This is a genomic window from Sphingopyxis sp. 113P3, assembly GCF_001278035.1.
Lineage (GTDB): Bacteria > Pseudomonadota > Alphaproteobacteria > Sphingomonadales > Sphingomonadaceae > Sphingopyxis.
Map to the genome: position 1 here is coordinate 439,963 of NZ_CP009452.1, position 19,590 is coordinate 459,552.

The following is a 19,590-nucleotide window of genomic DNA, read 5'->3' on the forward strand; positions in this document are numbered from 1 at the left end:
CCATGACCAAGCTGAAACTCGGCCCCATCGCCGATGACAAGCCCGTCAGGATCACGGTGGAGCTGCCGGCGGCGCTCCATCGCGATCTCACCGATTACGGCCGCATCCTGGCCGATGGCCGCGCGGCGATCGAGCCCGCCAAGCTCATCGTGCCGATGCTGGAACGTTTCGTCGCGACCGATCGCGGATTTGCGAAGGCGCGACGAACAGCGGCGCAAGGCATCAGATCAGCATCTGGCTAGTCGGCATCTAAATCGAGATTAACGTCCTCAGCCGATCAGCCCACACATTAGTCGAGCCGTATGCCCGCTCAATTGCTTCCAAAAGCCAGGCTTTTTGTGTGGGCGCCAGCAATGGCAGCGACGCCTCAAAGTCCAGCTCGTCTTTTGGCCGTGGGGAACTTGCCTTGTAGAAGAGCTGAATTTCCGGGCTCAGAAAGCGTCCGCCCTGGTCGTCGGACACGCCCATTTCTTCAAGCGGCTTCCTTACCTGGTGGCAGCGGCGAGAATACCATTCCGAACCGTTGCTCTCATCGATCATTATCTGAAAACTCCACGGCGAAGTCGAATCCTGTCGACACCAGACGTCATGGACATTGTCCCCCAACACTTCGTCAACGTGCCAGACACGTAAATGGCCAGGCGGGTCCGCTGCCCAACAATCCCACCCGTTCAAGTAACGTCGCAAGGATGTAACATCCTTGCGGAGGACTAGGACGTCTATGTCTGCATGTGGCCTAAGCCGTCGCCTGACAAAGTGCTCGATCGCGAGACCGCCAGCGATCCACCAAGGAAAAATCGCCGATCGAAAAAGTGATATAATCTCCCCCGGGCTAAATGGCTTCCATGGTTTTTCGTGCTCGTACGGCATCAAGGGCCCTCACAAATAGCAATGAGGTGACAATACTCCACCGTTAGCTTGATCGCGATACCAGCAGAGACAAACGGGGTGCCGCCAGAAGGATGCGTCGAATGCGGCACGCTACACACCTCCGTCTCTCCTCCACAGTCTGGCAAATATCGGAGAAGGCAGTCACGCTTTAGGCTGACTTCCACAGATGTTCGACACGAACTTTGAAAGAGCGAGGTGTGAGATGACCGCACAGAAATTCGGGGGCGAGGACTATGGCGAATTGAAAGCCTGGATTAGGCGAACCGCGCGCGGCGAGCGAAAGCAACCCGCGGACGGTCCGAAGGTCTGGTGCTCCTCAGTCGATGCGTTCAAACAGTTGCACTCCAGCGACGAACCGGAATTGCTCCGGACGCTGGAAGAGTGCGCACTAGGCGTTCTGCCGGGGAGCGCAATCAAACGGGCCGAGGGTGCACGATGACCTCATCGTCGCCTAGGCTCATAAAGCGCACTATTCGCAGGCACCAACTGCGCGAAATCGTACCACTTGCCGACACCACCATCTACGAGCTGGAGCAGCGAGGTGAATTCCCGCAACGCTTCTATCTGACCGCCCGAACTGTGGTCTGGGATCTCACCGAAGTGGAAGCTTGGCTTGAGCAACGTCGCCAAGCCTCCAGAGAGAAAGCCGTCAAGCGTGCGCCGTCGCCTGACGTCAATCTCAGGAAGTTCCGCCCCGTCAAAGGTTAGGCTCGGGAGCTAGAAGCTCCATGGACACCGGATACAGTGTCGGGGTGTATTTCTGCCCAGCAACCCAGGCGTCAATCAGATTGGCCCATTCCTGCATCATGTGGCGGCGTTGATGCTCATACTCCGCCTTGTTGTAGATGCCACGCGACGACCGGCCATCCTCATGTGCTAAGCACTTCTCGATCCAATCGCTGTTGAAACCCAGCTCGTTGAGCAGCGTCGAGCCCGTGCGGCGCAGGTCATGCACCGTGAATGGCTCAAGCGGCAGTCCCTCCTTCTTGGCTCGTTCGACCACCGCATAGGTGACACGGTTGAAGGTCGCGCGCGACATAGGAGCATCCGCGTCGTAACGCGATGGCAGAAGATATCTCGAATTCCCGGCGCAGGTCTTGAGCGCGACGAGGATGTCGACCGCTTGGTCCGCTAGATAGACGTTGTGCGCCTTCGAGCGTTTCATCCGTTCCTTCGGAATCGACCAAACCGCATTCTCGAAATCAACCTCATCCCAGGTCGCATCCTGCAATTCGCTCTTGCGGACCATCGTGAGCAGAAAGAACTTCATGCCGAGCCTGATGGTTGGCAGCGTCGCCACATGCTCAAGCTGGCCGAGCATGACCCGGATTTCGGCTGGCGAAAGCGAGCGGTCTTTGGGGACGAAGGTCGCGATCGAGGCAGGCCCGACCTCATCGGCTGGGTTCGGCACTTTCTCGCCGTGCAGGATCGCGAAGGAATAAACCAGCTTCACGATGTCCCGGACGTGGACCGCCGTGGCGGGCGCCCCCCGCTCTTTCACCTTCGCGCACATCGCCCGGAGATCCTCTGGGCTGATTTCCGTCAGCAGCCGATTGCGAAACGTAGGGAGGATGTCCCGTTTGTAGATCGTGCGGCGCATCGCACGGGTGCTTTCGGCCATCCGATGCTCTTGCAGCCAGCGTTCGGCAAACTCGCCGAAGCTCTTTGCCTCCTTGATGCGCCGCTTCTCGCGCTGCTTCTCCTGGGCGGGCGACCGCCCTTCCTGAATTGCGCGCTGTGCGTCGACCAACTTCTCCCGCGCACGCGCCAGAGAGAGGCCGGCAGCTCCATATCGGCCGAGGGTCAAGGTCTCGCGACGCCCGTTCATTCGATAGTCGTATCGGAACACAACGGACCCCGACGGCTGCACCACGACGTACATACCGTCACGGTCCGCGACCTTGTATAATTTATTCCTTGGTTTCAGTGCTTTGATAGCGGCGTCTGTCAGCATTGTGCCCTCCGAAATCGTTCAAGAAACGCGAGAGAGCCCCCAAATATACCGTCAGGCCAAAATCGGCCTCCCTGAACGGCAGTTTTCCTTTTATTTTCAAAGGAGTAATGCCGAAAAAAATACCGTCACAAGCTCTCTAAGCCGTGACGGTATATGCAATTTGCCGAGGTAACAAGAGTCGCCGTACCGTCACGTATACCGTCAAACGGGACGCTTGCCCTGCGATAGACGGCGAAAGATGCCGGAAGATTTATTGTTTTGTTTCAGTCACTTATATAGGGTCTTAGCGTAAAATCGGCGGCGTTCGGCGGGGCAAAAATCATTCCCACTCGATCGTGCCCGGCGGCTTCGATGTATAGTCGTAAACCACGCGGTTGATGCCCTGCACTTCGTTGATGATGCGCGTTGCGCAGCGGCTGAGGAAGCTCGCGTCGAACGGGTAGATGTCGGCGGTCATGCCGTCGGTTGATGTGACGGCACGCAGTGCGCAGACGTGGTCGTAGGTGCGCCCGTCGCCCATGACACCGACAGTCTTGACGGGAAGCAGTACCGCGAATGCCTGCCAGATCGCGTCATAGAGGCCAGCGTTGCGAATTTCCTCGAGATAAATCGCGTCGGCCTTGCGCAGGATGTCGCAGCGTTCCTTGCTGACTTCGCCCGGGATGCGGATTGCGAGGCCAGGGCCGGGGAAGGGATGGCGGCCGACGAAGACCTCGGGAAGGCCAAGCTCCTTGCCGAGCAAGCGCACCTCGTCCTTGAAGAGCTCGCGCAGCGGTTCGACGAGCTTCATGTTCATCCGCTCGGGCAGGCCGCCCACATTGTGGTGGCTCTTGATCGTCACGCTCGGCCCGCCCGTGAAGGAAACGCTTTCGATCACGTCAGGGTAGAGCGTCCCCTGCGCGAGGAAATCCGCTCCACCAAGTTTCTTCGCTTCTTCCTCGAACACATTGATGAATTCGGCGCCGATGAACTTGCGCTTCTTTTCGGGGTCGGTGACCCCTGCGAGGCCCGCCATGAAGCGCTCCTCCGCATCAACGACAACGAGCGGGATGTTGTAATGATCGCGGAAAAGCCGCTCGACCTGTGCTCGCTCGCTCATGCGAAGGAGCCCGTGATCAACAAAGACGCAGGTGAGCTGTTCGCCGATTGCTTCGTGAATCAGAACCGCGGCGACCGCGCTGTCGACGCCGCCCGACAGACCGCACAGCACACGCTTGTCGCCCACTTGCGCTCGGATCTCGGCGATTTTCGTGGCGCGAAATTCAGCCATCGTCCAGTCGCCCGAGCAGCCGCACACGTGGCGGACGAAGTTTGCGATGAGCCTGGCGCCATCGGGCGTGTGCACGACCTCGGGGTGGAATTGGGTGCCATAGTAGCGGCGCGCGTCGTCGGCGATGAGTGCGAAGGGCGCGCCGTCGCTGATCGCCACGATGCGAAAGCCCGGGGCGAACTGGGTGACCCGGTCGCCGTGACTCATCCATACTTGATGCCGTTCGCCAACGTCCCAGAGTCCGTCGAAAAGTACGCAGGGCTCGGTCACGGTCAGAAAGGCGCGGCCGAATTCGCCGTCGCGCTCGCCGTCTGCTCCGCCCGGTTCGACCTGCCCGCCGAGCTGCTGCGTCATCACCTGCTGCCCGTAACAGATGCCGAGAATTGGAAGGCCGCTGTCAAAGATCACCTCTGGCGCGCGAGGACTGCCCTGCGCGGGCACCGATGCCGGCGAGCCTGAGAGGATGACGCCCTTGGGTTGCATTCGCTCGAGGGCATCCGCAGCGCCGCTGAAAGGCACGATCTCGCTGTAAACGCCGGCCTCGCGGACGCGGCGGGCGATGAGTTGAGTGACCTGACTGCCAAAGTCGACGATCAGGATCGATTCGGGGGCGAGCGAGCTATCTGGAGTCGGCATGGGGGGCCGATAAAGAGGCGCGTCGCTGCTGTCTAGCGGTCGCTATCGGGAACTCGTCGAACTTTTATCGCGTTGCCATATTGCTGCGACAAATTGCGACCAGATGAACCGCCGGGGCAAATCCGTGTCAGGCCGGGTTCAGACCGGCGTGATTAAGAAAAAACCAAGACAAGACCATATGAAGGCTCTCCTTCCCATGAAAAACCTCTGCTTTTCCCTGTCTGCGCGCGCCCTGTTACTTGCAGGCGCTGCAGCTGTAGCCAGTCCGGCGTTTGCCGCCGATGCCGATATGTTGTCCGATGCGAGCACGGTGGCTCCGGACGATTCGTCGCTCGACACCGGCACGAGCGTGCCAGAAACCGATTATGACGTTGAGGAAGAGGGCGAGATCGTCGTGACCGCCCAGCGCCTCGCCGGGCAGCTGGAAACCGACATAGCGGCCGAGGCCGAGCTCGATGAGGCGGCGATCGCAAGTTATGGCGCATCGTCGATCGAGGAGCTTCTCGCCTCGCTCGAGCCGATCACGCGGTCAGGGCGCGGCCGGGGCGGCGGGCGCCCCGTCATCCTCGTCAACGGGCGCCGTATCTCGGGCTTTGGCGCGGTGCGCAACATCCCTCCCGAGGCCATCGCGAAAGTCGAGGTTTTTCCCGAGGAGGTGGCGCTGCAATATGGCTATGCCGCAACCGAGCGGGTGGTCAACTTCGTGCTCAAGCCCGATTTCCGGCAGGTGTCGATCGAGGCAGAGGCGGGCCTGCCAACGCAGGGCGGCCAGTTCATGAGCCAGCTGGAACCCGCTTTTACCGCGATCGGCAAGAATGGGAGGCTAAACCTCAACGCCAGCTGGGAACATCAGACGATGTTGCTCGAGAGCGAGCGGGACCTTGTGTACGACGACCCGGTCCTCGCGGCAGGGGCGGCGGCGCGCAGTCTCTCATCGGCGAGCGATCAATATGTCATCGACGGCACGCTGGTGCGCAACATCGACAAGGTCACCGAAGCGTCGGTGAGCTTGCGCTTCGACCAGACCGACAGTCTGAGCCTGCTCGGCCCTGATCTGGGCGGGGCGGGCGACCCGCTGCGCCGCGAGAGCCGCACGCAGAACTGGACGAGCTCCGCCAGCGTCAATGGCATGCTCGGCGACTGGCGCTGGGCTGTCACTGGCAATTATGCCGACGCCGACACGCGCACCTTGACCGATCGCGCGGGCGGTACCCGCGACCGCTTCGACAGCTCTCAGCAGAGCTTTGGTGCGAACACCAATTTCTCCGGTAGCCTGGGCGAAGCTTGGGCCGGCCCGCTTCGTTTGTCGGCAACAGCGAGCTATTCGGGGCTGCGATACGACAGTCAGTCGCAGCGCGGCGGGGTGGTGACGACCACCGACCTCTCGCGCGATGTACCGAGCGTGTTCGGCTCGCTCAATATCCCGCTGCTCGATCCCGATTATGGCGTGGGGCCGATTCGTGTTTCGGCGACGCTGAGCGGGCAGGTGCAAAAGCCCAGTGACTTCAAGACATTGAAGAATTGGGGGGCGAATCTCAACGTCATCGTCACCAACAATCTTTCGCTCGTTGCGAGCTTCAACAGCGACGAGGAAGCGCCCAGCGTAACGCAGCTCGGCGCCGCGCCGCTCACGACCGAGGGGGTTACATATTATGACCTTGCGACCGGGCAGACGGGGCTGATCACGACAACCACCGGAGGTAACCCCTTCCTGCTCCCCGAACGGCGGCGGGATTTCAAGCTGGGGCTCAACTGGGAGGTTCCGATGGTCGAGGGGCTGCGCCTTTCCGTCAATTACAACAGCAACAAGAGCTATGACACGGCGAATAGCTTCCCGCTGCTGACTCCCGAGATTGAGGCGGCTTTTCCCGATCGTGTGACGCGCGCGCCTGACGGCACGCTGCTCGCTGTCGATCAGAGGCCGGTCAACTTCGACCGCGCCAGCAATTCGCAAATTCGCTGGGGCGTCAACTTTGGCAAGAGCTTTGGCCAGCCCGAACCCGGGGCCCGTGGCGGCGAAGGCCGCCGCGCCGCGGGAGGCGGCCGGGCGGGCGGGGGCGCGCCGCCGGCCGAAGGCGGCGCTACGCCGCCGCGGTCCGAGGGCGCGGATCGCGGCGACGGCCAGCAGACCGCATCGCCGCCGGCAGCTGCGGATGGTCCGCGGCGCGGCGGTGGCCGCGGCTTCGGCCGGGGCGGACGCGGCGGGGCCTTCGGCGGCGGCCAGCAGGGCGGTCGCTGGCAGGTGTCGCTCTATCATACCGTCAAGCTGACCGACAAAGTACTGATCGGCCCCGGCGTTCCCGAGCTCGATCTGCTCAACGGCTCGGCGACCGGCAATGGCGGCGGGAGCACCCGCCACCTTGTCGAACTGGACGGCGGGGTCTTCTACAAGGGAATCGGCGCCCGGGTCGGCGCCAAATATGACAGCGGCAGCACGGTGGCGGGCGGCGCCAACGGCGATCTTCGCTTCCACGACTTGGCGACCTTCAACCTGCGCGTCTTCGCGGACTTCAACCAGATGCCCAAGCTGACCGAGGATCTCGCGTTCCTCAAGAACTCGCGGTTGCGGCTGTCGGTGAACAATCTGTTTGACGCGCAGCGCAAGGTCACCGACGCGGGCGGGACGGTGCCTTTGATCTATCAGCCAGGCTATATTGATCCGCGCGGCCGCTATGTCGAGCTGCAGTGGCGCAAAGCATTCTGAGCATCACCGCGCTGATTTGGGCCAATGCTGATGAGAACGGGCTGGCGTTTCGGGATAAACCGGGCGCTGCCCGATCATTTTCGAGGCTCTCCGGTGCGATCTTTTCCGGCCTCATCGGTGAAGGGCGGCGCTGGCAGTTCACCCAGCGCTGCCTGACCGCAGGCCGCGAGCGAGACAATTTTCGGGAAGGCCCGCAAGAATAGGACCTTTGTGCATTTCCATGCAACCAAGCGGGTGGCCGAAGCGATCATCGAATCAAGGGCGAGCAAGCTGGAGAAATTCGCCGCCAGCTCAGCGGCTGGTGCGCGATGCGGCGCCCGGTTCGGCCACCCCTTTCGGGCCGGGCCGGGCGCCAAGCGTTGAACTTGGAAAGCCGATCCGTACGAAAGGCGGTACGCAACCCGAATTGGGATAGGGGGCTACCGCGCCCGCGGGACCGGGCTGGCGCGGCGCAGTGCGGGTCTGGCTGGGGCAGGGCAGCATCCGCCACCGTCTATTCGTGGAGCGCGGTGCGCCATTTCCACCCGAGCGCGATAGGAGGGGGATGAATTCAGTCGGCCGGCATGGTGTTGGACTCGGAATAATCCTTGAACTGACCGATAAAATTGTCGTGATAATCATTGATCTGCATGTCAGCGTCTTCTGCAGCATCAGCCTGTGAATCACCGCTGGCGCGGTCGAGCGCGATCACGGCGCTGCGAAAGGCGTCGCGCTCGGACTGGCAAACCGTCTTGATCGCGGTCTCATAGTCCGCGGGCGACTTCTTGGCATCGAGCGATTTCTTGAGATCGCTGCGCAGGCACTTGGTGAAGGCGGCGCGTGTCGAGCTGACAGCCTCGGCGGGTGAAGGCGCGGCAACGGCCAGAAGTAGGGCGGTGATCAGCATCCTGCGACTCCCCATTTTGCAGTGATCTTGATGGCGAAGAGAATAGACGATGCGAATGAAAAAGGGGAGCGCTTTTCGCTTTCTCGTCGGGGGCGAGGTGCCGCTCTCCCGCCCGCTGCCCGGCGGACCAGCGCCGGCACGTCAGGGCGTCACCGTCCGCACCTGGGTGCTGCTCAGTCGGCACCCGCGTTCGGCGCGGTCCCGGATGAGGCTTTGCCGCTGTGGGAGGATCTGCGGACTTTTTGCCATCCAAAGGGCAGCACGCAACCGCGCCGAGTTTGGAGCGTATCGCTTGAACCCGGCGCGATCGCGAATCTGGACGGCAACAGGGCAATCGATTTCGGGTGCGCATGCCAAGATCGGAGGCCCTTCTCTGGCGCTTATGGTAAAGCAAGTTTTGATTTCGGCCTGAGATTTTGGTGCTTTACAGCGAGAAGTGCGACTTTTTGGCAACAGATTTGCGATTTGTTATCTTGCGTGGAACCAAAGCGACGCGTAGGACGTCTGACGAGACGTAAATCTCAATTGAAAGGGGAATTTCTATGAGGAAGCTTGCCGTCGCCGTGGCGTTGGCCTCCACTGCCCTTGCGTCGCCCGCAATCGCGCGCGACAACTCCTGGTATGTAGGAGTGGGTGGTGGCGTGATGCTGGTCGAGGACATGGATCTCGATATCGGCACCGTCGACAATGCCGGCACTCTCGATCACCGGAAGGGTTACGACTTCGAAGGTACCGTCGGCTACGATTTCGGCGCGTTCCGCGCGGAAGTGGAAGTCGGTTACCGTGAAGCCGACATCAAGAGTGGTCGCTTCGTGGCTCCGGGCATCCCGGGTACGCCTTCCGGGGCGGGTTCGCTTAACACGGGTTCCTATGCCCTGAACGGCGACACCAACGCGCTCAGCTTCATGGTCAACGGCATGTTCGACTTCGGCGACGACGATGGCCTGCAGGGCTTCGTCGGCGGCGGTGCCGGTGTCGCGCGCGTCAAGGTCGCTCCGGTCTTCGCCGGTCCGTTCCTCGACGATTCGGACACGGGCTTCGCGTGGCAGGCGATCGCGGGCATCCGCGCTCCGCTCACCCGCAACATCGATGCTGGCCTCAAGTATCGCTTCTTCAACGCCAGCGGGCTCGATCTCGTCGATCAGCTCGGCCGTGACGTTTCGACGCGCTTCCGGTCGCACTCGATCCTCGGCACGCTGACCTTCAACTTCGGTGGCGCAGAGCCGCCGCCGCCGGCTGAACCGCCGGCGCCGCCGCCGCCGCCGCCGCCGCCGCCTGAACCGGCTCCCCCGCCGCCGCCGCCGGTGTGCGCGCCTGGGCCGTATATTGTGTACTTCGACTGGGATCAGTCGGCGATCACTCCGGAAGCGGCTTCGACGCTGGACAACGCGATCAGCGCCTACAACCAGGGCTGTAGCGGTCAGCAGGTCATGCTCGCCGGTCACGCCGACCGTTCGGGTTCGGCCAAGTACAACGTCGGTCTCTCGCAGCGTCGCGCCGATGCGGTGCGCAGCTACATGACCGCACGTGGCGTTGCCGATACCTCGATCACGACGCAGGCGTTCGGCGAAACTCGCCCGGCGGTTGCAACGGCCGATGGCGTTCGCAACGACCAGAACCGCCGCGTGGAAATCACCTACGGTCCGGGTTCGGGCATGTAATATTGATTTCCATCCCGACGGGGACTGGAATGAAAAGGAAGGGCGGTACCGCAAGGTGCCGCCCTTTCTTCTTGGTCGCGGCGCGGAGCTTCATTTTCCTTGTCAAAATAATAAAATGTTATACCATACCATTACCGGGCGCCCCGCTGACGGTGATGGGCGCCGGGACATGGCGGTCTTGCGCCGGGCACCCACGGTGGACGGCCGCCCGACAGGGAGAGAGTCTATGCGCCGACGTCGCAGCATTTTCCGAACCGACCCCAATGCCGATCCGATGATAAACACCACACCGCTCATCGATGTCATGTTGGTGATGCTGGTGATGTTCATCATCACCATTCCCCCGCCCACTCACAGCGTCGACGTCACCCTACCTCAAGGGACCGTGCTCCCGGCCCCGGTGCGTGATGAAAATCACGTCACGATCGACACGGCCGATGTCATCCGCTGGAACGACGAGGCGGTCGACCTTGCCGAATTGGGATTGCTCGTAAAAGCCGCCGCAGAGCGTCCAGAGCCCGCGACGCTGATGCTCGAACCCGACGCCCACGCGCGGTACCTGCGGGTCGACGAGGCGATTGGCGCCATTCGCCGCAATGGAGGGACGCGGATCGCGTTTCCGGGCATTCAGCGATATGGCGGGCTGATCTAAGAGCGTAGGAGACCGTGCCCGATCTGGCCATGCCCCGGGGCGCGCTGCTGGAAAGGGGCGGCTGATCGGGTCGGTTCGAACATCAGGCGGTGGGCGCCGTGCCGGGCCGTAGATGCTGTATCATGTAGCTTGCATAATCGGCTTTTCCGAGCGGTACGCCCATGTGGCGCATGATCGCATAGGCGGCAACGATGTGAAAATAAAATTGGGGCAGGGCCCAGTCGCGAACATAGGCTGCAGCGCTGAGATCGAAGGTCATCCCGTTGGGGAGCGAAAATTCGATGGGTTGCGCGCCGTCCTCGCCCAGGGTCTCGGGCTTGATGGAGGACAGGAAAGCGAGCGTCTGGGCGATCTGAGCCTGCATCGCGGAAAAACTGTCCGCGTCGTCCGGGAAGTCGGGCGCGCCGGTGGCACCGAGCCGCGACACCGCCTGGAGTGCCTGACCGCAGGAAAAGCGGATTTGCGTTGGCAACGGGAACATGTCGGGCGCAAGCCGCGCCGCGAGCAATTGCAGCTCACCCACATTGTTGTCGGCGCCCCAAGCGAGGGCCTTGTCGAGCTGGGCCGACAGCGCGCCCAGCGCATTTTCGTAGGCAGGTACGGTAATGCCATGCAGCATTCAGGGTCTCCTCTGGCTAGGCGGTATCCGGATTGCTCTGAAATTGCAGATGCGCGAGCCGCGCGTAGAGCCCGCCGGCCGCCACAAGCGCGTCATGGCGTCCTTCCTCGACGATGCGCCCTTCATCCATCACCACAATACGGTCGGCGGCGCGCACCGTGGCCAGGCGATGCGCGATAACGATCGTCGTGCGGTCATGCATCAGCGTCTCGAGGGCATCCTGCACAAGCTTCTCGGACTCGGCATCGAGCGCCGAGGTCGCTTCATCGAGGAGAAGCAGGGGAGCGCGGCGCAGCAGCGCGCGGGCGATTGCAACGCGCTGCCGCTGGCCGCCCGAGAGGCGTGCGCCGCCTTCGCCCATGAAGGTGTCGAGCCCCTGTGGAAGCTTCCGCAAAAAAGCCTCCGCATTGGCGGCGCGCGCGGCCTCCCATAACTCCTCATCGCTCGCGGACCAGTTGCCATAGCGCAGGTTGTCGCGAGCGGAGGCAGCGAAGATGACTGTCTCCTGAGGCACCATGGCAATGCGAGCGCGAATGTCGGCTGGATCGGCCTCGGTCAGCGGGACGCCGTCGAGGCGAATCTCGCCGGACTGAGGGTCATAGAAGCGTTCTGCAAGCTGGAAGAGGGTCGACTTCCCGGCTCCCGACGGACCGACGATAGCGACAGTCTCTCGCGGCGCGATCCTGAGACTGAAATCGTGGAGCGCGGGAGCGTCGAGACGCGTCGGATAGCGGAACTCGACATTCGTGAACTCGAGCGTTCCGATTGGTGGCTCAGGAAATTGGCGCGGATGCTGAGGCGGCGCGATTTCAGGTTCGGCATGGAGCAGTTCGGAAAGCCGCTCGGCCGCCCCCGCTGCACGCAGAAGATCGCCATAGACTTCGGTGAGCGCGCCGAAGGCACCCGCCACCAGGCCGCCGGTGAGGACGAAAGCCGCGATCGTACCGCCGGTGATCGTCCCCGCTGCGACACCCGCGGCGCCATACCAGAGCAGTGTGGTGATGGCGCCAAACAGCAACCCGATCACGATCGCTGTCATCGCCGCGCGCAGACGAATGCGGCGCTTCGCGGTGGCGAAATTGCTTTCGACCGCGGCACTGAAACGCTCGGCTTCTCGCGCTTCCTGACCGAAAGCCTGGACAATTTTCATCGCTCCCAATTGCTCCGCGGTCGTCGCGCCGATATCGGCGACGCGGTCCTGGCTCGATCGGGAAACATTCTGGAGACGGCGCCCGAGCAGGACGATCGGCATGATGATCACCGGAATGCCGATCAGAATGCCGCCCGTCAGCTTGGGCGAGAGGGTGAAAAGATAGGCAATGCCGCCCACTCCCATCACGAGATTGCGAAGCGCGACCGAGACGGTGGTGCCGACCACTTGTTCGATGATCGCGGTGTCCGACGTCATGCGCGATGCGATTTCGGAAGGGCGATTTTCCTCGAAGAAGCCGGGAGCTAACCGCAAGAGATTGCGCTGCACCGCCTGGCGGATATCTGCGACCGTGCGCTCACCAAGCCAGCTCACGAAGTAGAAGCGCAGCGCCGTGGCCAGCGCGAGGATCACGACGATCACGTAGAAGAGCCGGAAATGCGGCGCAACATCCCCCCCGCCCGCGACGAAGCCGCTGTCGATCATCTCCTTGAACTGCCACGGTATCGCGAGCGTTGCGAGTGCCGCAATGCCGAGAGCAATGGCGGCCACGAGCAGCTGCAACGGGTAGCGACTGGCGTAGCGCCAGATCATCCGCAGGCTACCGAGCCTGCGGGCGCGGGATTCCTGCGGTGCGGGGGGTGGGGCGGATCGGTCGGATGTGGTCGCCATTGCGCTCGCCCTAGCAGCCGCGCGGGCGGTGCTCAACGATGGAGAATGGCGCGCTGCTTCAAGGCGCTTGAAGCGCAGCCAAATGAAACGAAATGACGCGTTGCACAATGACCCCGATAGCCTAGGATGGAGCTGAAACGTGGCGCCGTGAGAGCGCCTTCAATCGCAAGGAAGTCCCTTTGATGCTGTATCACGCTTTCGACATGCAAAAGAGCTGGCTCGCGGGGGCGAGCGCGTTGGCGACCGCCGGCGCGCAGGTGATACAGCACCCCGCCAATCCGCTTGGCTATTTCGGAGGCAGCCCGCTTTTCGCCTCGGCGCTTGAAGTCTTCGCGCACGCCGCCGCCCCGCGCGGCAAGCCGGCGTTCGACCTCTACGAGACGATCGTTGAAGGCGAGAAGGTTCGGGTGAGTGAGGTGATCGAGGCCCGCAAACCTTTTGGTCAGCTGAAGCACTTCAAGCACAAGGGCTCAAAGGACGCACCCAAGCTGCTTATTGTGGCGCCGATGTCGGGTCACTACGCGACGCTTTTGCGCGGCACGGTCGAACGGATGCTGCCGGGGCATGATGTATGGATCACCGACTGGCGCGACGCCCGCAATGTGCCGCTGGAAGCAGGCGCGTTCGATCTTGACGACTATATCGATTATCTCATCTCGTGGCTCGAACATATCGGGCCAGGCGCGCACATGCTCGCGGTATGTCAGCCGTCGGTGCCGAGCCTCGCCGCAGCGGCGATCATGGCGGCGGAGGGGAACAAGTTTCGGCCAAGAACGCTGACCATGATGGGAGGCCCGATCGACACGCGCAAGGCGCCGACTGCAGTCAACCAGCACGCGACAACGCGCCCTTATGCCTGGTTTCAGGAAAATGTCATAGCGACGGTGCCCGCCTGGTATCCCGGCGCGGGACGCCGTGTCTATCCCGGCTTCCTGCAACTCGCAGGCTTCATGTCGATGAATCTCGGCAACCACATGATGAGCCATTGGGAGATGTTCAAGCATCTGGTCGATGGCGACGGTGAGAGCGCCGACAAGACCAAGGAATTCTATGACGAATATCGCTCGGTCTGTGACATGACTGCGGAATTCTATCTCCAGACCGTCGATATCGTCTTCCAGCGCCACCTGCTCCCAAGGGGCGAGATGCGGCATCGCGGTAACCCCGTTGACGTCGCAGTGATCGAGGATATCGCCATCCTCGCGATTGAGGGTGAGCGCGACGATATTTCTGGGATCGGACAGACCAAGGCCGCGCTGACGCTGGCAAAATCACTGCCGGCTGCGAAGAAGAAATATCTGATGGCGAAGGGCGTGGGCCACTATGGCATCTTCAATGGCCGCAAGTGGCGCGACGAAATCGCGCCCGTGGTCGAGGATTGGATCCGTTCGCACGCTGACTAGCGATTGCTGCGGCCATTTGCTTCCCCGGCACCGACGGGTCTTTCATTTCCGCTCAATGCCAAGGCGATGTTCGTACGCTCCAGTAGACCGTGTAGAGCAGGCCGGCCCAGATCAGCAGGATCGCGATCATGCCTGCGCGGCTCGATGGGCGTTCACTTGCGGCCTCGGCGGCGCGATGGAACTCGGCCCAAAGCGGCGTGGGGATCAGCTGGCGCACCGCCCACAGGCCGGCAGGAACAAGGATGAGGTCGTCGAGCCATCCCAGCACCGGGATGAAGTCGGGAATCAGGTCAACAGGCGACAGCGCATAGGCTGCGACGGCGACCGCGAGCAGGCGCGCGAGCGCGGGTGTGCGCGGATCACGGGCCGCGAACCAGGCGGCGTGCGCTTCGACGGCGAGGCGATGGCCGAATTCGGCGACGCGTTCGGAAAGGGATTTACCGGGCATGGCGCACAGCATTACTGTTCTTCGATGGCCATCCAACTGAAAAGCGCGCGGGTCGAGCGCTGGCCGGTCGCGGGCGAGTTCGTGATTGCACGCGGCGCGCAGGATCATGTCGACCTCGTTGTGGCCGAAATCGAGAGTGAGGGGATCATTGGACGCGGCGAGGGGACACCGATCTATTATCGCGGCGAGGGTGCCGCCGGATGCCGCGATGCAATATTGCGCGTGGTGCCGCATCTGGCCGGCATGGACGTCGTAGAGGCCCGCGCCGCGGTCCAGGAACTGCTCGATGCCGGCGCTGCACGCAACGCGCTTGACTGCGCGCTGTGGGATCTCGAGGCCCGGCAGCGGGGGGTGCCGCTGTGGCGGCTCGCGGGGTGCGATGGCCCGCCGACCGAGCGAGTCACTGCCATCACCATTTCGCTTGCACCCCCAGACCGCATGAGGGCAGAGGCGGCGGCCGCCGTTGCCGACGGCTGGCGGCTGCTCAAACTCAAGCTGACAGGGGAGGGCGACCGCGCGCGCGTCAAGGCCGTACGGGAGGGCGCGCCCGATGCGAGATTGATCGTGGACGCCAATGAAAGCTGGGGCCAGCTCGATTTGCTCAGTGAGGCTGAAGGGCTCGCCGAACTGGGCGTCGAATTGATCGAACAGCCGGTACCCGTCGGCGCAGACGCTTTGCTCGACGGGGTTTATGCCCCGCTCCCGTTCGTTGCCGACGAAAGCTGCCAGACCGCCGCTGATATCGCGCGCATCGGCACCTTCTATGATGGCGTCAACATCAAGCTCGACAAAGCGGGGGGCCTCACCGAGGCACTCCGCCTTGCCGACGCCGCCGACGCGGCGGGGCTCGGGATCATGGTCGGGTGCATGCTCTCAACCAGCCTCGGCATTGCCCCCGCCTTCGTCCTCGCCCAGCGCGCGCAATGGGTCGATCTCGACGGCCCGGCGCTGCTGGCGCGTGATCGCGAGGAGGGATTCACGTTTGAGGACGGGTGTATCCGGCCCCTATCAGACCCCGCCTGATCGCTAGAGCGCTACCGTCGCGTGCTCGCCAAGCTCGCCTTCTTTCATGGTCATACCCGCCGCGAGCTTGAACATCCCCTTGATTCCGGGATCGGCCGTCCAGATTTCGGCGTCTTCAAGGTCGAAGCGCAAAAGCACGAGCTTGGGATCGTCCTTGCCGCCCGGATACCACGCCGCCACGCCATTGTTCCACAATCTGTCGAGCACTTCGCGGCTTTCCTCCCGGCGAAGCGTGCCGGATATGCAGGCGAACAGGTCGTGGCCCTTCGCCGCAAACTGCGCCATCGCAGGACCCCCGGCCGCCAGCCGGTTATCGGTTGCGGTAAAAAACCACCAGGCGCTGTTCGCATTCTTGTCGAGCTGCGCGTTCATCGGGATATGATGCTCGCGCTCACCGGTCATGCCGACCATGACATAGGGACTGGCATCGAGCGCCTTCCAGAAGGCGTGTTTGATATCTTCGCTCATCGGTTGAGACTCCTCATGCGTCCCCCCGATATGCTCTCAACGCGGCAGCGGCGCTGACGTTGCGCCGTCTAGCGCAGGCGCGGCTCCGTATAGCTGACCACCTCATATTCAATGCCGTCTGGGTCGAAGAAGTAGAAGCGGCGACCAGGCTCGTAGTCGGCGTGATTGAAAGGCGCGAGCCCGACAGCTTTAACGCGCGCTTCGATCTCATCGAGGTCATCCACTTGCACACCGACATGGTTGAGCGGCTCGCCCTTGGGCCACCGCTTTCCTGCATGTTCGCCGTCAGGGGCCGTGTAGAGAGCGAGATAGGCGCGGTCGCTGCCAACATGAATGGTGGTGCCCCCATCGCGCGCGGGTCCGCGCCAGCGCTCGTGCCAGCCAAAAATTGCAGACAGCAGCTGGGCGGAGCGTTCGGGGTCGGTGACGGTGATATTTACATGCTCGATGAAAGGGTGCGGCACGATGAGACTCCTGATTCGTGTTGACGCACGCAGTCCTGCAAGCTCAAGTCAGGTTTAGATCAAGCGGCAAATGAGGACGAATATGCACCGGACGGACCTGATTGCGATCGGCGAACTCGCGGCGCGGACCGGCGTAGCGGTGTCGGCGATCCGCTTCTACGAGGCGAAAGGTCTGATTGAGGCGTTGCGCTCGGGCGGAGGGCAGCGGCGTTTTCTGCGCGCGGACATTCGCCGCGTTTCCTTCATTCTGATTGCACAGCAACTGGGTCTGAGCCTTGAGGAGATTGCGGACGAACTGGCGCGGTTGCCGGCGCAGCGCACCCCCAATGCCGCCGATTGGACGCGAATCAGCACGGACCTGCGCGGGCGGATCGATGCACGGATTGTCGCGCTCGAGCGGACGCGCGAACTGCTTGATCAGTGCATCGGCTGCGGATGCCTGTCCTTGAAGAAATGCGGGCTCTACAATCGCGGCGACAAGGCAGCGCAGCGGGGGGCCGGCCCGCGCTATTTGCTCGGCGACCGCGCAGGGGAAATTGCAGAGGTGACGGGATCAGGGAGCTAGCCTGAGATCCTTCCGGCCACGGTGCCTAGACGGCGATCAGTCGCTCGATCTCTGGCGCGACGACGAGGCAAGGGGCGAGCCTTGCGCCAAGAGTGCGAAAATGGTCCGAGGCCCGGTGCGCCTCGAGCGCGTCCGAATCCACATAGCATTCCATAACCTTGTACACACCGGTTTCGCCGGTGCGGAACAGACGGTAATAGCTGTTGCCCGGCTCGTTCGCACGCACGGCGGGGGCAAGTTCGGCAAACACATCTTCGAACTCGGCTTCCTTGCCCGGCTGCACGCGCAGCGTTGCGATCACGCCAATGTCACTCATGTCTGTCTCCCTTGATTCACGCACGAAGATCAGGATCCGTCTCCCAACCTTCTTCGACCTGGATTCCGAAGCTGTTCAAGATCATCGACACCTGGGTATATTGGCCCACGGTGAAAACGAGGTCCATCCGCCCCTTCTCGCCGAGCGGGGCGAGCGCAGCCCAGCTTTGGTCGCTCACGAAATGATCGCGGGTCAACTCGTCAGCGGCGCTGAGCATCGCGCGATCGAGGTCGCTCCAGCCCTCAGCTTGGGGGCCGGCCTTGATGCGCTCGATCTCGATTTCGGTCAGCCCGCAGCCAAGTCCGATCCGCTTGTGCTGCGTCCACTCGTAGCCTGACCGGCAATTGTAACCGGTGCGCAGGATGACGAGCTCGCGATCGCGGGGCGAGAGCGCGTTGCGCTTGGAAAGGATGTAGCCACCCCAGGCAAGAAACGCGGTCAGCGCCCGCGGCGCGTGGGCGAGGGTACGAAAGATGTTGAGCACCCGCCCACCCCCGACCTTGCCGCCATCGGCGGCAAGGAGAGGTTCGAGCGCGGCACGTTGTTCGGCGTCGAGCCGATCGAGATTGACCGGCTCGACCCGCGGGGCGCTCAGGCGCAAGTCAGAAAACCTCGAACAGGCCTGCTGCGCCCTGGCCGCCGCCGATGCACATGGTCACGACGACATATTTCGCGCCGCGGCGTTTGCCCTCGATCAGCGCGTGACCGGTGCAGCGGGCGCCCGTCATGCCGAAGGGGTGGCCGATCGAGATCGAGCCGCCGTTGACGTTGAGCAGCTCGTTGGGAATGCCGATCTTGTCGCGGCAATAAAGCACCTGCACCGCAAATGCTTCGTTGAGTTCCCAAAGGCCGATGTCGTCCATCTTGAGCTCGAAGCGCTCAAGGAGCTTCGGGATCGCAAAGACGGGCCCGATGCCCATTTCGTCGGGCTCGGTGCCTGCGACGGCCATGCCGACATAGCGTCCGAGCGGCGTCAGGCCTCGCTTCTCGGCGACCTTGGCCTCCATCACGACGCAGGCCGAGGATCCGTCGGACAACTGACTGGCATTACCCGCGGTGATCGTATGGCCTTCGCCCATCACCGGCTTGAGGCTCGCAAGGCCTTCAAGCGTCGTGTCGGGACGGTTGCACTCATCCTTGTCGGCAACGACCTCCTTGTAGGAGACCTCCTTGGTTTCCTTGTCGACAATCGCCATCGTGGCCTTGCAGGGAATGATCTCATCGTCGTATTTGCCCGCCGCCTGAGCAGCGGCGGTACGTTGTTGCGACTGGAGCGAATATTCGTCCTGCGCCTCGCGGCTGATGTTGTAACGCTTCGCGACCACCTCGGCTGTGCCGATCATCGGCATATAGGTATCCTTGTGCATCGCGAGGAGTTCGGCGTCGGGCTCGATGAACACCTTGCCGCTGCCCGAAACCTTGGAGATGCTCTCGACGCCGCCGGCGACCACGATGTCCTGACGATCGACAATTATCTGCTTCGCGGCGGTCGCAATCGTCATCAGTCCCGACGAACACTGGCGGTCGATCGACATGCCGGGGACAGTGACGGGGAGGCCGGCCCGCAGCGCGATGAGGCGTGCAACGTTCGGCGACTGCGAGCCTTGTTGCATCGCGGCGCCAAACAGGACGTCGTCGATCTCGCCGCCTTCGAGGCCCGCGCGCTCGACGGCCGCTTTGACCGAATAGGCGCCGAGCGTCGGAGCCGGCGTGTTGTTGAATGAGCCACGCGCCGCCTTGGTGAGCGGTGTGCGGGCGGTGGAAACGATAACGGCGTCACGCATGATGAAGTCCTTCTGCTGGGGTTC

General features: G+C 62.6%; 21 protein-coding genes and 1 pseudogene. 9 read left to right on the forward strand and 13 right to left on the reverse strand.

From position 1 onward, the window contains the following. Nucleotides 1-2 precede the first annotated feature (2 nt). Nucleotides 3-242: a DUF2274 domain-containing protein gene (locus LH20_RS01950; RefSeq protein WP_053552779.1), complete on the forward strand. Its 240-nt coding sequence runs from the start codon at nt 3-5 to the stop codon at nt 240-242. Between the two features lie 7 nt (nt 243-249). Here the strand turns inward: LH20_RS01950 and LH20_RS23665 are convergent, their stop codons facing one another. Then, nucleotides 250-540 carry a hypothetical protein gene (locus tag LH20_RS23665; RefSeq protein WP_200905417.1) on the reverse strand — a complete coding sequence of 97 codons (291 nt, stop codon included), beginning with the start codon at nt 538-540 and terminating at the stop codon, nt 250-252. 138 nt (nt 541-678) lie between these two features. Then, nucleotides 679-870, reverse strand: a pseudogene (locus LH20_RS24330) (nucleotidyltransferase domain-containing protein); the annotation flags it as partial. Between the two features lie 456 nt (nt 871-1,326). On the opposite strand from LH20_RS24330, the gene LH20_RS22675 reads away from it, so the two are divergent. Beyond that, entirely contained in the window at nt 1,327-1,599 is a 273-nt protein-coding gene (locus tag LH20_RS22675; RefSeq protein ID WP_083455245.1) for a helix-turn-helix transcriptional regulator, read from the forward strand. On the opposite strand, the gene LH20_RS01970 is transcribed toward LH20_RS22675, so the two are convergent. Together LH20_RS01970 and guaA are read right to left on the reverse strand one after the other, a co-directional pair. Next, nucleotides 1,589-2,845, reverse strand: coding sequence for a tyrosine-type recombinase/integrase (locus LH20_RS01970; protein WP_053552782.1), 1,257 nt, complete (start codon nt 2,843-2,845; stop codon nt 1,589-1,591). The two genes, LH20_RS22675 and LH20_RS01970, sit on opposite strands and share 11 nt — an antisense overlap. A 319-nt stretch (nt 2,846-3,164) precedes the next feature. After that, entirely contained in the window at nt 3,165-4,751 is a 1,587-nt protein-coding gene (gene guaA, locus LH20_RS01975) for a glutamine-hydrolyzing GMP synthase (protein ID WP_053552783.1), read from the reverse strand. A 196-nt stretch (nt 4,752-4,947) separates the two neighbouring features. Between guaA and LH20_RS01980 the strand changes: the two genes are divergently transcribed. After that, nucleotides 4,948-7,455 (forward strand): TonB-dependent receptor plug domain-containing protein, encoded by a 2,508-nt coding sequence (locus LH20_RS01980; RefSeq protein ID WP_053556017.1) that lies wholly within the window; start codon nt 4,948-4,950, stop codon nt 7,453-7,455. Further along, nucleotides 7,437-7,658 carry a hypothetical protein gene (locus LH20_RS01985; protein ID WP_053552784.1) on the forward strand — a complete coding sequence of 74 codons (222 nt, stop codon included), beginning with the start codon at nt 7,437-7,439 and terminating at the stop codon, nt 7,656-7,658. Before LH20_RS01980 ends, LH20_RS01985 begins: the two co-directional genes overlap by 19 nt. A 347-nt stretch (nt 7,659-8,005) precedes the next feature. Here the strand turns inward: LH20_RS01985 and LH20_RS01990 are convergent, their stop codons facing one another. Continuing rightward, entirely contained in the window at nt 8,006-8,341 is a 336-nt protein-coding gene (locus LH20_RS01990) for a hypothetical protein (RefSeq protein WP_053552785.1), read from the reverse strand. A 542-nt stretch (nt 8,342-8,883) separates the two neighbouring features. Here LH20_RS01990 and LH20_RS01995 point away from each other — a divergent pair. Both LH20_RS01995 and LH20_RS02000 read left to right on the forward strand, forming a co-directional pair. After that, entirely contained in the window at nt 8,884-10,002 is a 1,119-nt protein-coding gene (locus LH20_RS01995; RefSeq protein ID WP_053552786.1) for an OmpA family protein, read from the forward strand. A 226-nt stretch (nt 10,003-10,228) separates the two neighbouring features. Further along, nucleotides 10,229-10,654, forward strand: a complete 426-nt coding sequence (locus LH20_RS02000; protein ID WP_053552787.1) for an ExbD/TolR family protein — start codon at nt 10,229-10,231, stop codon at nt 10,652-10,654. A gap of 82 nt (nt 10,655-10,736) precedes the next feature. On the opposite strand, the gene LH20_RS02005 is transcribed toward LH20_RS02000, so the two are convergent. Both LH20_RS02005 and LH20_RS02010 read right to left on the reverse strand, forming a co-directional pair. Next, entirely contained in the window at nt 10,737-11,273 is a 537-nt protein-coding gene (locus tag LH20_RS02005) for a DUF1993 domain-containing protein (RefSeq protein WP_053552788.1), read from the reverse strand. A 16-nt stretch (nt 11,274-11,289) separates the two neighbouring features. Next, nucleotides 11,290-13,095, reverse strand: a complete 1,806-nt coding sequence (locus LH20_RS02010) for an ABC transporter transmembrane domain-containing protein (protein WP_053552789.1) — start codon at nt 13,093-13,095, stop codon at nt 11,290-11,292. A gap of 182 nt (nt 13,096-13,277) precedes the next feature. Here LH20_RS02010 and LH20_RS02015 point away from each other — a divergent pair, with 182 nt between their 5' ends. Continuing rightward, the gene (locus LH20_RS02015) at nt 13,278-14,498 is read left to right on the forward strand and encodes a polyhydroxyalkanoate depolymerase (protein ID WP_053552790.1); all 1,221 of its coding nucleotides are present in this window, start codon (nt 13,278-13,280) and stop codon (nt 14,496-14,498) included. A 52-nt stretch (nt 14,499-14,550) separates the two neighbouring features. Here LH20_RS02015 and LH20_RS02020 read toward each other — a convergent pair whose 3' ends face one another. Then, nucleotides 14,551-14,946, reverse strand: a complete 396-nt coding sequence (locus LH20_RS02020) for a YkvA family protein (protein WP_053556018.1) — start codon at nt 14,944-14,946, stop codon at nt 14,551-14,553. A 24-nt stretch (nt 14,947-14,970) separates the two neighbouring features. On the opposite strand from LH20_RS02020, the gene LH20_RS02025 reads away from it, so the two are divergent. After that, on the forward strand, nt 14,971-15,969 hold the full coding sequence (locus tag LH20_RS02025; RefSeq protein ID WP_053552791.1) for a dipeptide epimerase: 999 nt from the start codon (nt 14,971-14,973) through the stop codon (nt 15,967-15,969). A 3-nt stretch (nt 15,970-15,972) separates the two neighbouring features. Here LH20_RS02025 and LH20_RS02030 read toward each other — a convergent pair whose 3' ends face one another. Continuing rightward, nucleotides 15,973-16,437: a pyridoxamine 5'-phosphate oxidase family protein gene (locus LH20_RS02030; protein WP_053552792.1), complete on the reverse strand. Its 465-nt coding sequence runs from the start codon at nt 16,435-16,437 to the stop codon at nt 15,973-15,975. A 68-nt stretch (nt 16,438-16,505) separates the two neighbouring features. Next, nucleotides 16,506-16,901 carry a VOC family protein gene (locus LH20_RS02035; RefSeq protein WP_053552793.1) on the reverse strand — a complete coding sequence of 132 codons (396 nt, stop codon included), beginning with the start codon at nt 16,899-16,901 and terminating at the stop codon, nt 16,506-16,508. A gap of 82 nt (nt 16,902-16,983) precedes the next feature. On the opposite strand from LH20_RS02035, the gene soxR reads away from it, so the two are divergent. Further along, entirely contained in the window at nt 16,984-17,466 is a 483-nt protein-coding gene (gene soxR / locus LH20_RS02040) for a redox-sensitive transcriptional activator SoxR (RefSeq protein WP_053556019.1), read from the forward strand. Nucleotides 17,467-17,491: 25 nt separating this feature from the next. Here the strand turns inward: soxR and LH20_RS02045 are convergent, their stop codons facing one another. From LH20_RS02045 to LH20_RS02055, 3 genes are read right to left on the reverse strand one after another with little or no spacing between them, the layout of a single operon-like run. Beyond that, complete coding sequence (locus tag LH20_RS02045) at nt 17,492-17,782, reverse strand: putative quinol monooxygenase (protein ID WP_053552794.1); 291 nt, start codon at nt 17,780-17,782, stop codon at nt 17,492-17,494. A 16-nt stretch (nt 17,783-17,798) separates the two neighbouring features. Further along, the gene (locus tag LH20_RS02050) at nt 17,799-18,383 is read right to left on the reverse strand and encodes a carboxymuconolactone decarboxylase family protein (RefSeq protein WP_053552795.1); all 585 of its coding nucleotides are present in this window, start codon (nt 18,381-18,383) and stop codon (nt 17,799-17,801) included. A 1-nt stretch (nt 18,384) separates the two neighbouring features. Beyond that, on the reverse strand, nt 18,385-19,566 hold the full coding sequence (locus LH20_RS02055; RefSeq protein ID WP_053552796.1) for an acetyl-CoA C-acyltransferase: 1,182 nt from the start codon (nt 19,564-19,566) through the stop codon (nt 18,385-18,387). Nucleotides 19,567-19,590 lie beyond the last annotated feature (24 nt).

What these genes read in the sequence shown, in the direction of transcription:
- LH20_RS01950 (WP_053552779.1), top strand. Translation starts at nt 3, where the DNA reads ATGACCAAGCTGAAACTCGGCCCCATCGCCGATGACAAGCCCGTCAGG.
- LH20_RS23665 (WP_200905417.1), bottom strand. Translation starts at nt 540, where the DNA reads ATGATCGATGAGAGCAACGGTTCGGAATGGTATTCTCGCCGCTGCCAC.
- LH20_RS22675 (WP_083455245.1), top strand. Translation starts at nt 1,327, where the DNA reads ATGACCTCATCGTCGCCTAGGCTCATAAAGCGCACTATTCGCAGGCAC.
- LH20_RS01970 (WP_053552782.1), bottom strand. Translation starts at nt 2,845, where the DNA reads ATGCTGACAGACGCCGCTATCAAAGCACTGAAACCAAGGAATAAATTA.
- guaA (WP_053552783.1), bottom strand. Translation starts at nt 4,751, where the DNA reads ATGCCGACTCCAGATAGCTCGCTCGCCCCCGAATCGATCCTGATCGTC.
- LH20_RS01980 (WP_053556017.1), top strand. Translation starts at nt 4,948, where the DNA reads ATGAAAAACCTCTGCTTTTCCCTGTCTGCGCGCGCCCTGTTACTTGCA.
- LH20_RS01990 (WP_053552785.1), bottom strand. Translation starts at nt 8,341, where the DNA reads ATGCTGATCACCGCCCTACTTCTGGCCGTTGCCGCGCCTTCACCCGCC.
- LH20_RS01995 (WP_053552786.1), top strand. Translation starts at nt 8,884, where the DNA reads ATGAGGAAGCTTGCCGTCGCCGTGGCGTTGGCCTCCACTGCCCTTGCG.
- LH20_RS02000 (WP_053552787.1), top strand. Translation starts at nt 10,229, where the DNA reads ATGCGCCGACGTCGCAGCATTTTCCGAACCGACCCCAATGCCGATCCG.
- LH20_RS02005 (WP_053552788.1), bottom strand. Translation starts at nt 11,273, where the DNA reads ATGCTGCATGGCATTACCGTACCTGCCTACGAAAATGCGCTGGGCGCG.
- LH20_RS02010 (WP_053552789.1), bottom strand. Translation starts at nt 13,095, where the DNA reads ATGGCGACCACATCCGACCGATCCGCCCCACCCCCCGCACCGCAGGAA.
- LH20_RS02015 (WP_053552790.1), top strand. Translation starts at nt 13,278, where the DNA reads ATGCTGTATCACGCTTTCGACATGCAAAAGAGCTGGCTCGCGGGGGCG.
- LH20_RS02020 (WP_053556018.1), bottom strand. Translation starts at nt 14,946, where the DNA reads ATGCCCGGTAAATCCCTTTCCGAACGCGTCGCCGAATTCGGCCATCGC.
- LH20_RS02025 (WP_053552791.1), top strand. Translation starts at nt 14,971, where the DNA reads ATGGCCATCCAACTGAAAAGCGCGCGGGTCGAGCGCTGGCCGGTCGCG.
- LH20_RS02030 (WP_053552792.1), bottom strand. Translation starts at nt 16,437, where the DNA reads ATGAGCGAAGATATCAAACACGCCTTCTGGAAGGCGCTCGATGCCAGT.
- soxR (WP_053556019.1), top strand. Translation starts at nt 16,984, where the DNA reads ATGCACCGGACGGACCTGATTGCGATCGGCGAACTCGCGGCGCGGACC.
- LH20_RS02045 (WP_053552794.1), bottom strand. Translation starts at nt 17,782, where the DNA reads ATGAGTGACATTGGCGTGATCGCAACGCTGCGCGTGCAGCCGGGCAAG.
- LH20_RS02055 (WP_053552796.1), bottom strand. Translation starts at nt 19,566, where the DNA reads ATGCGTGACGCCGTTATCGTTTCCACCGCCCGCACACCGCTCACCAAG.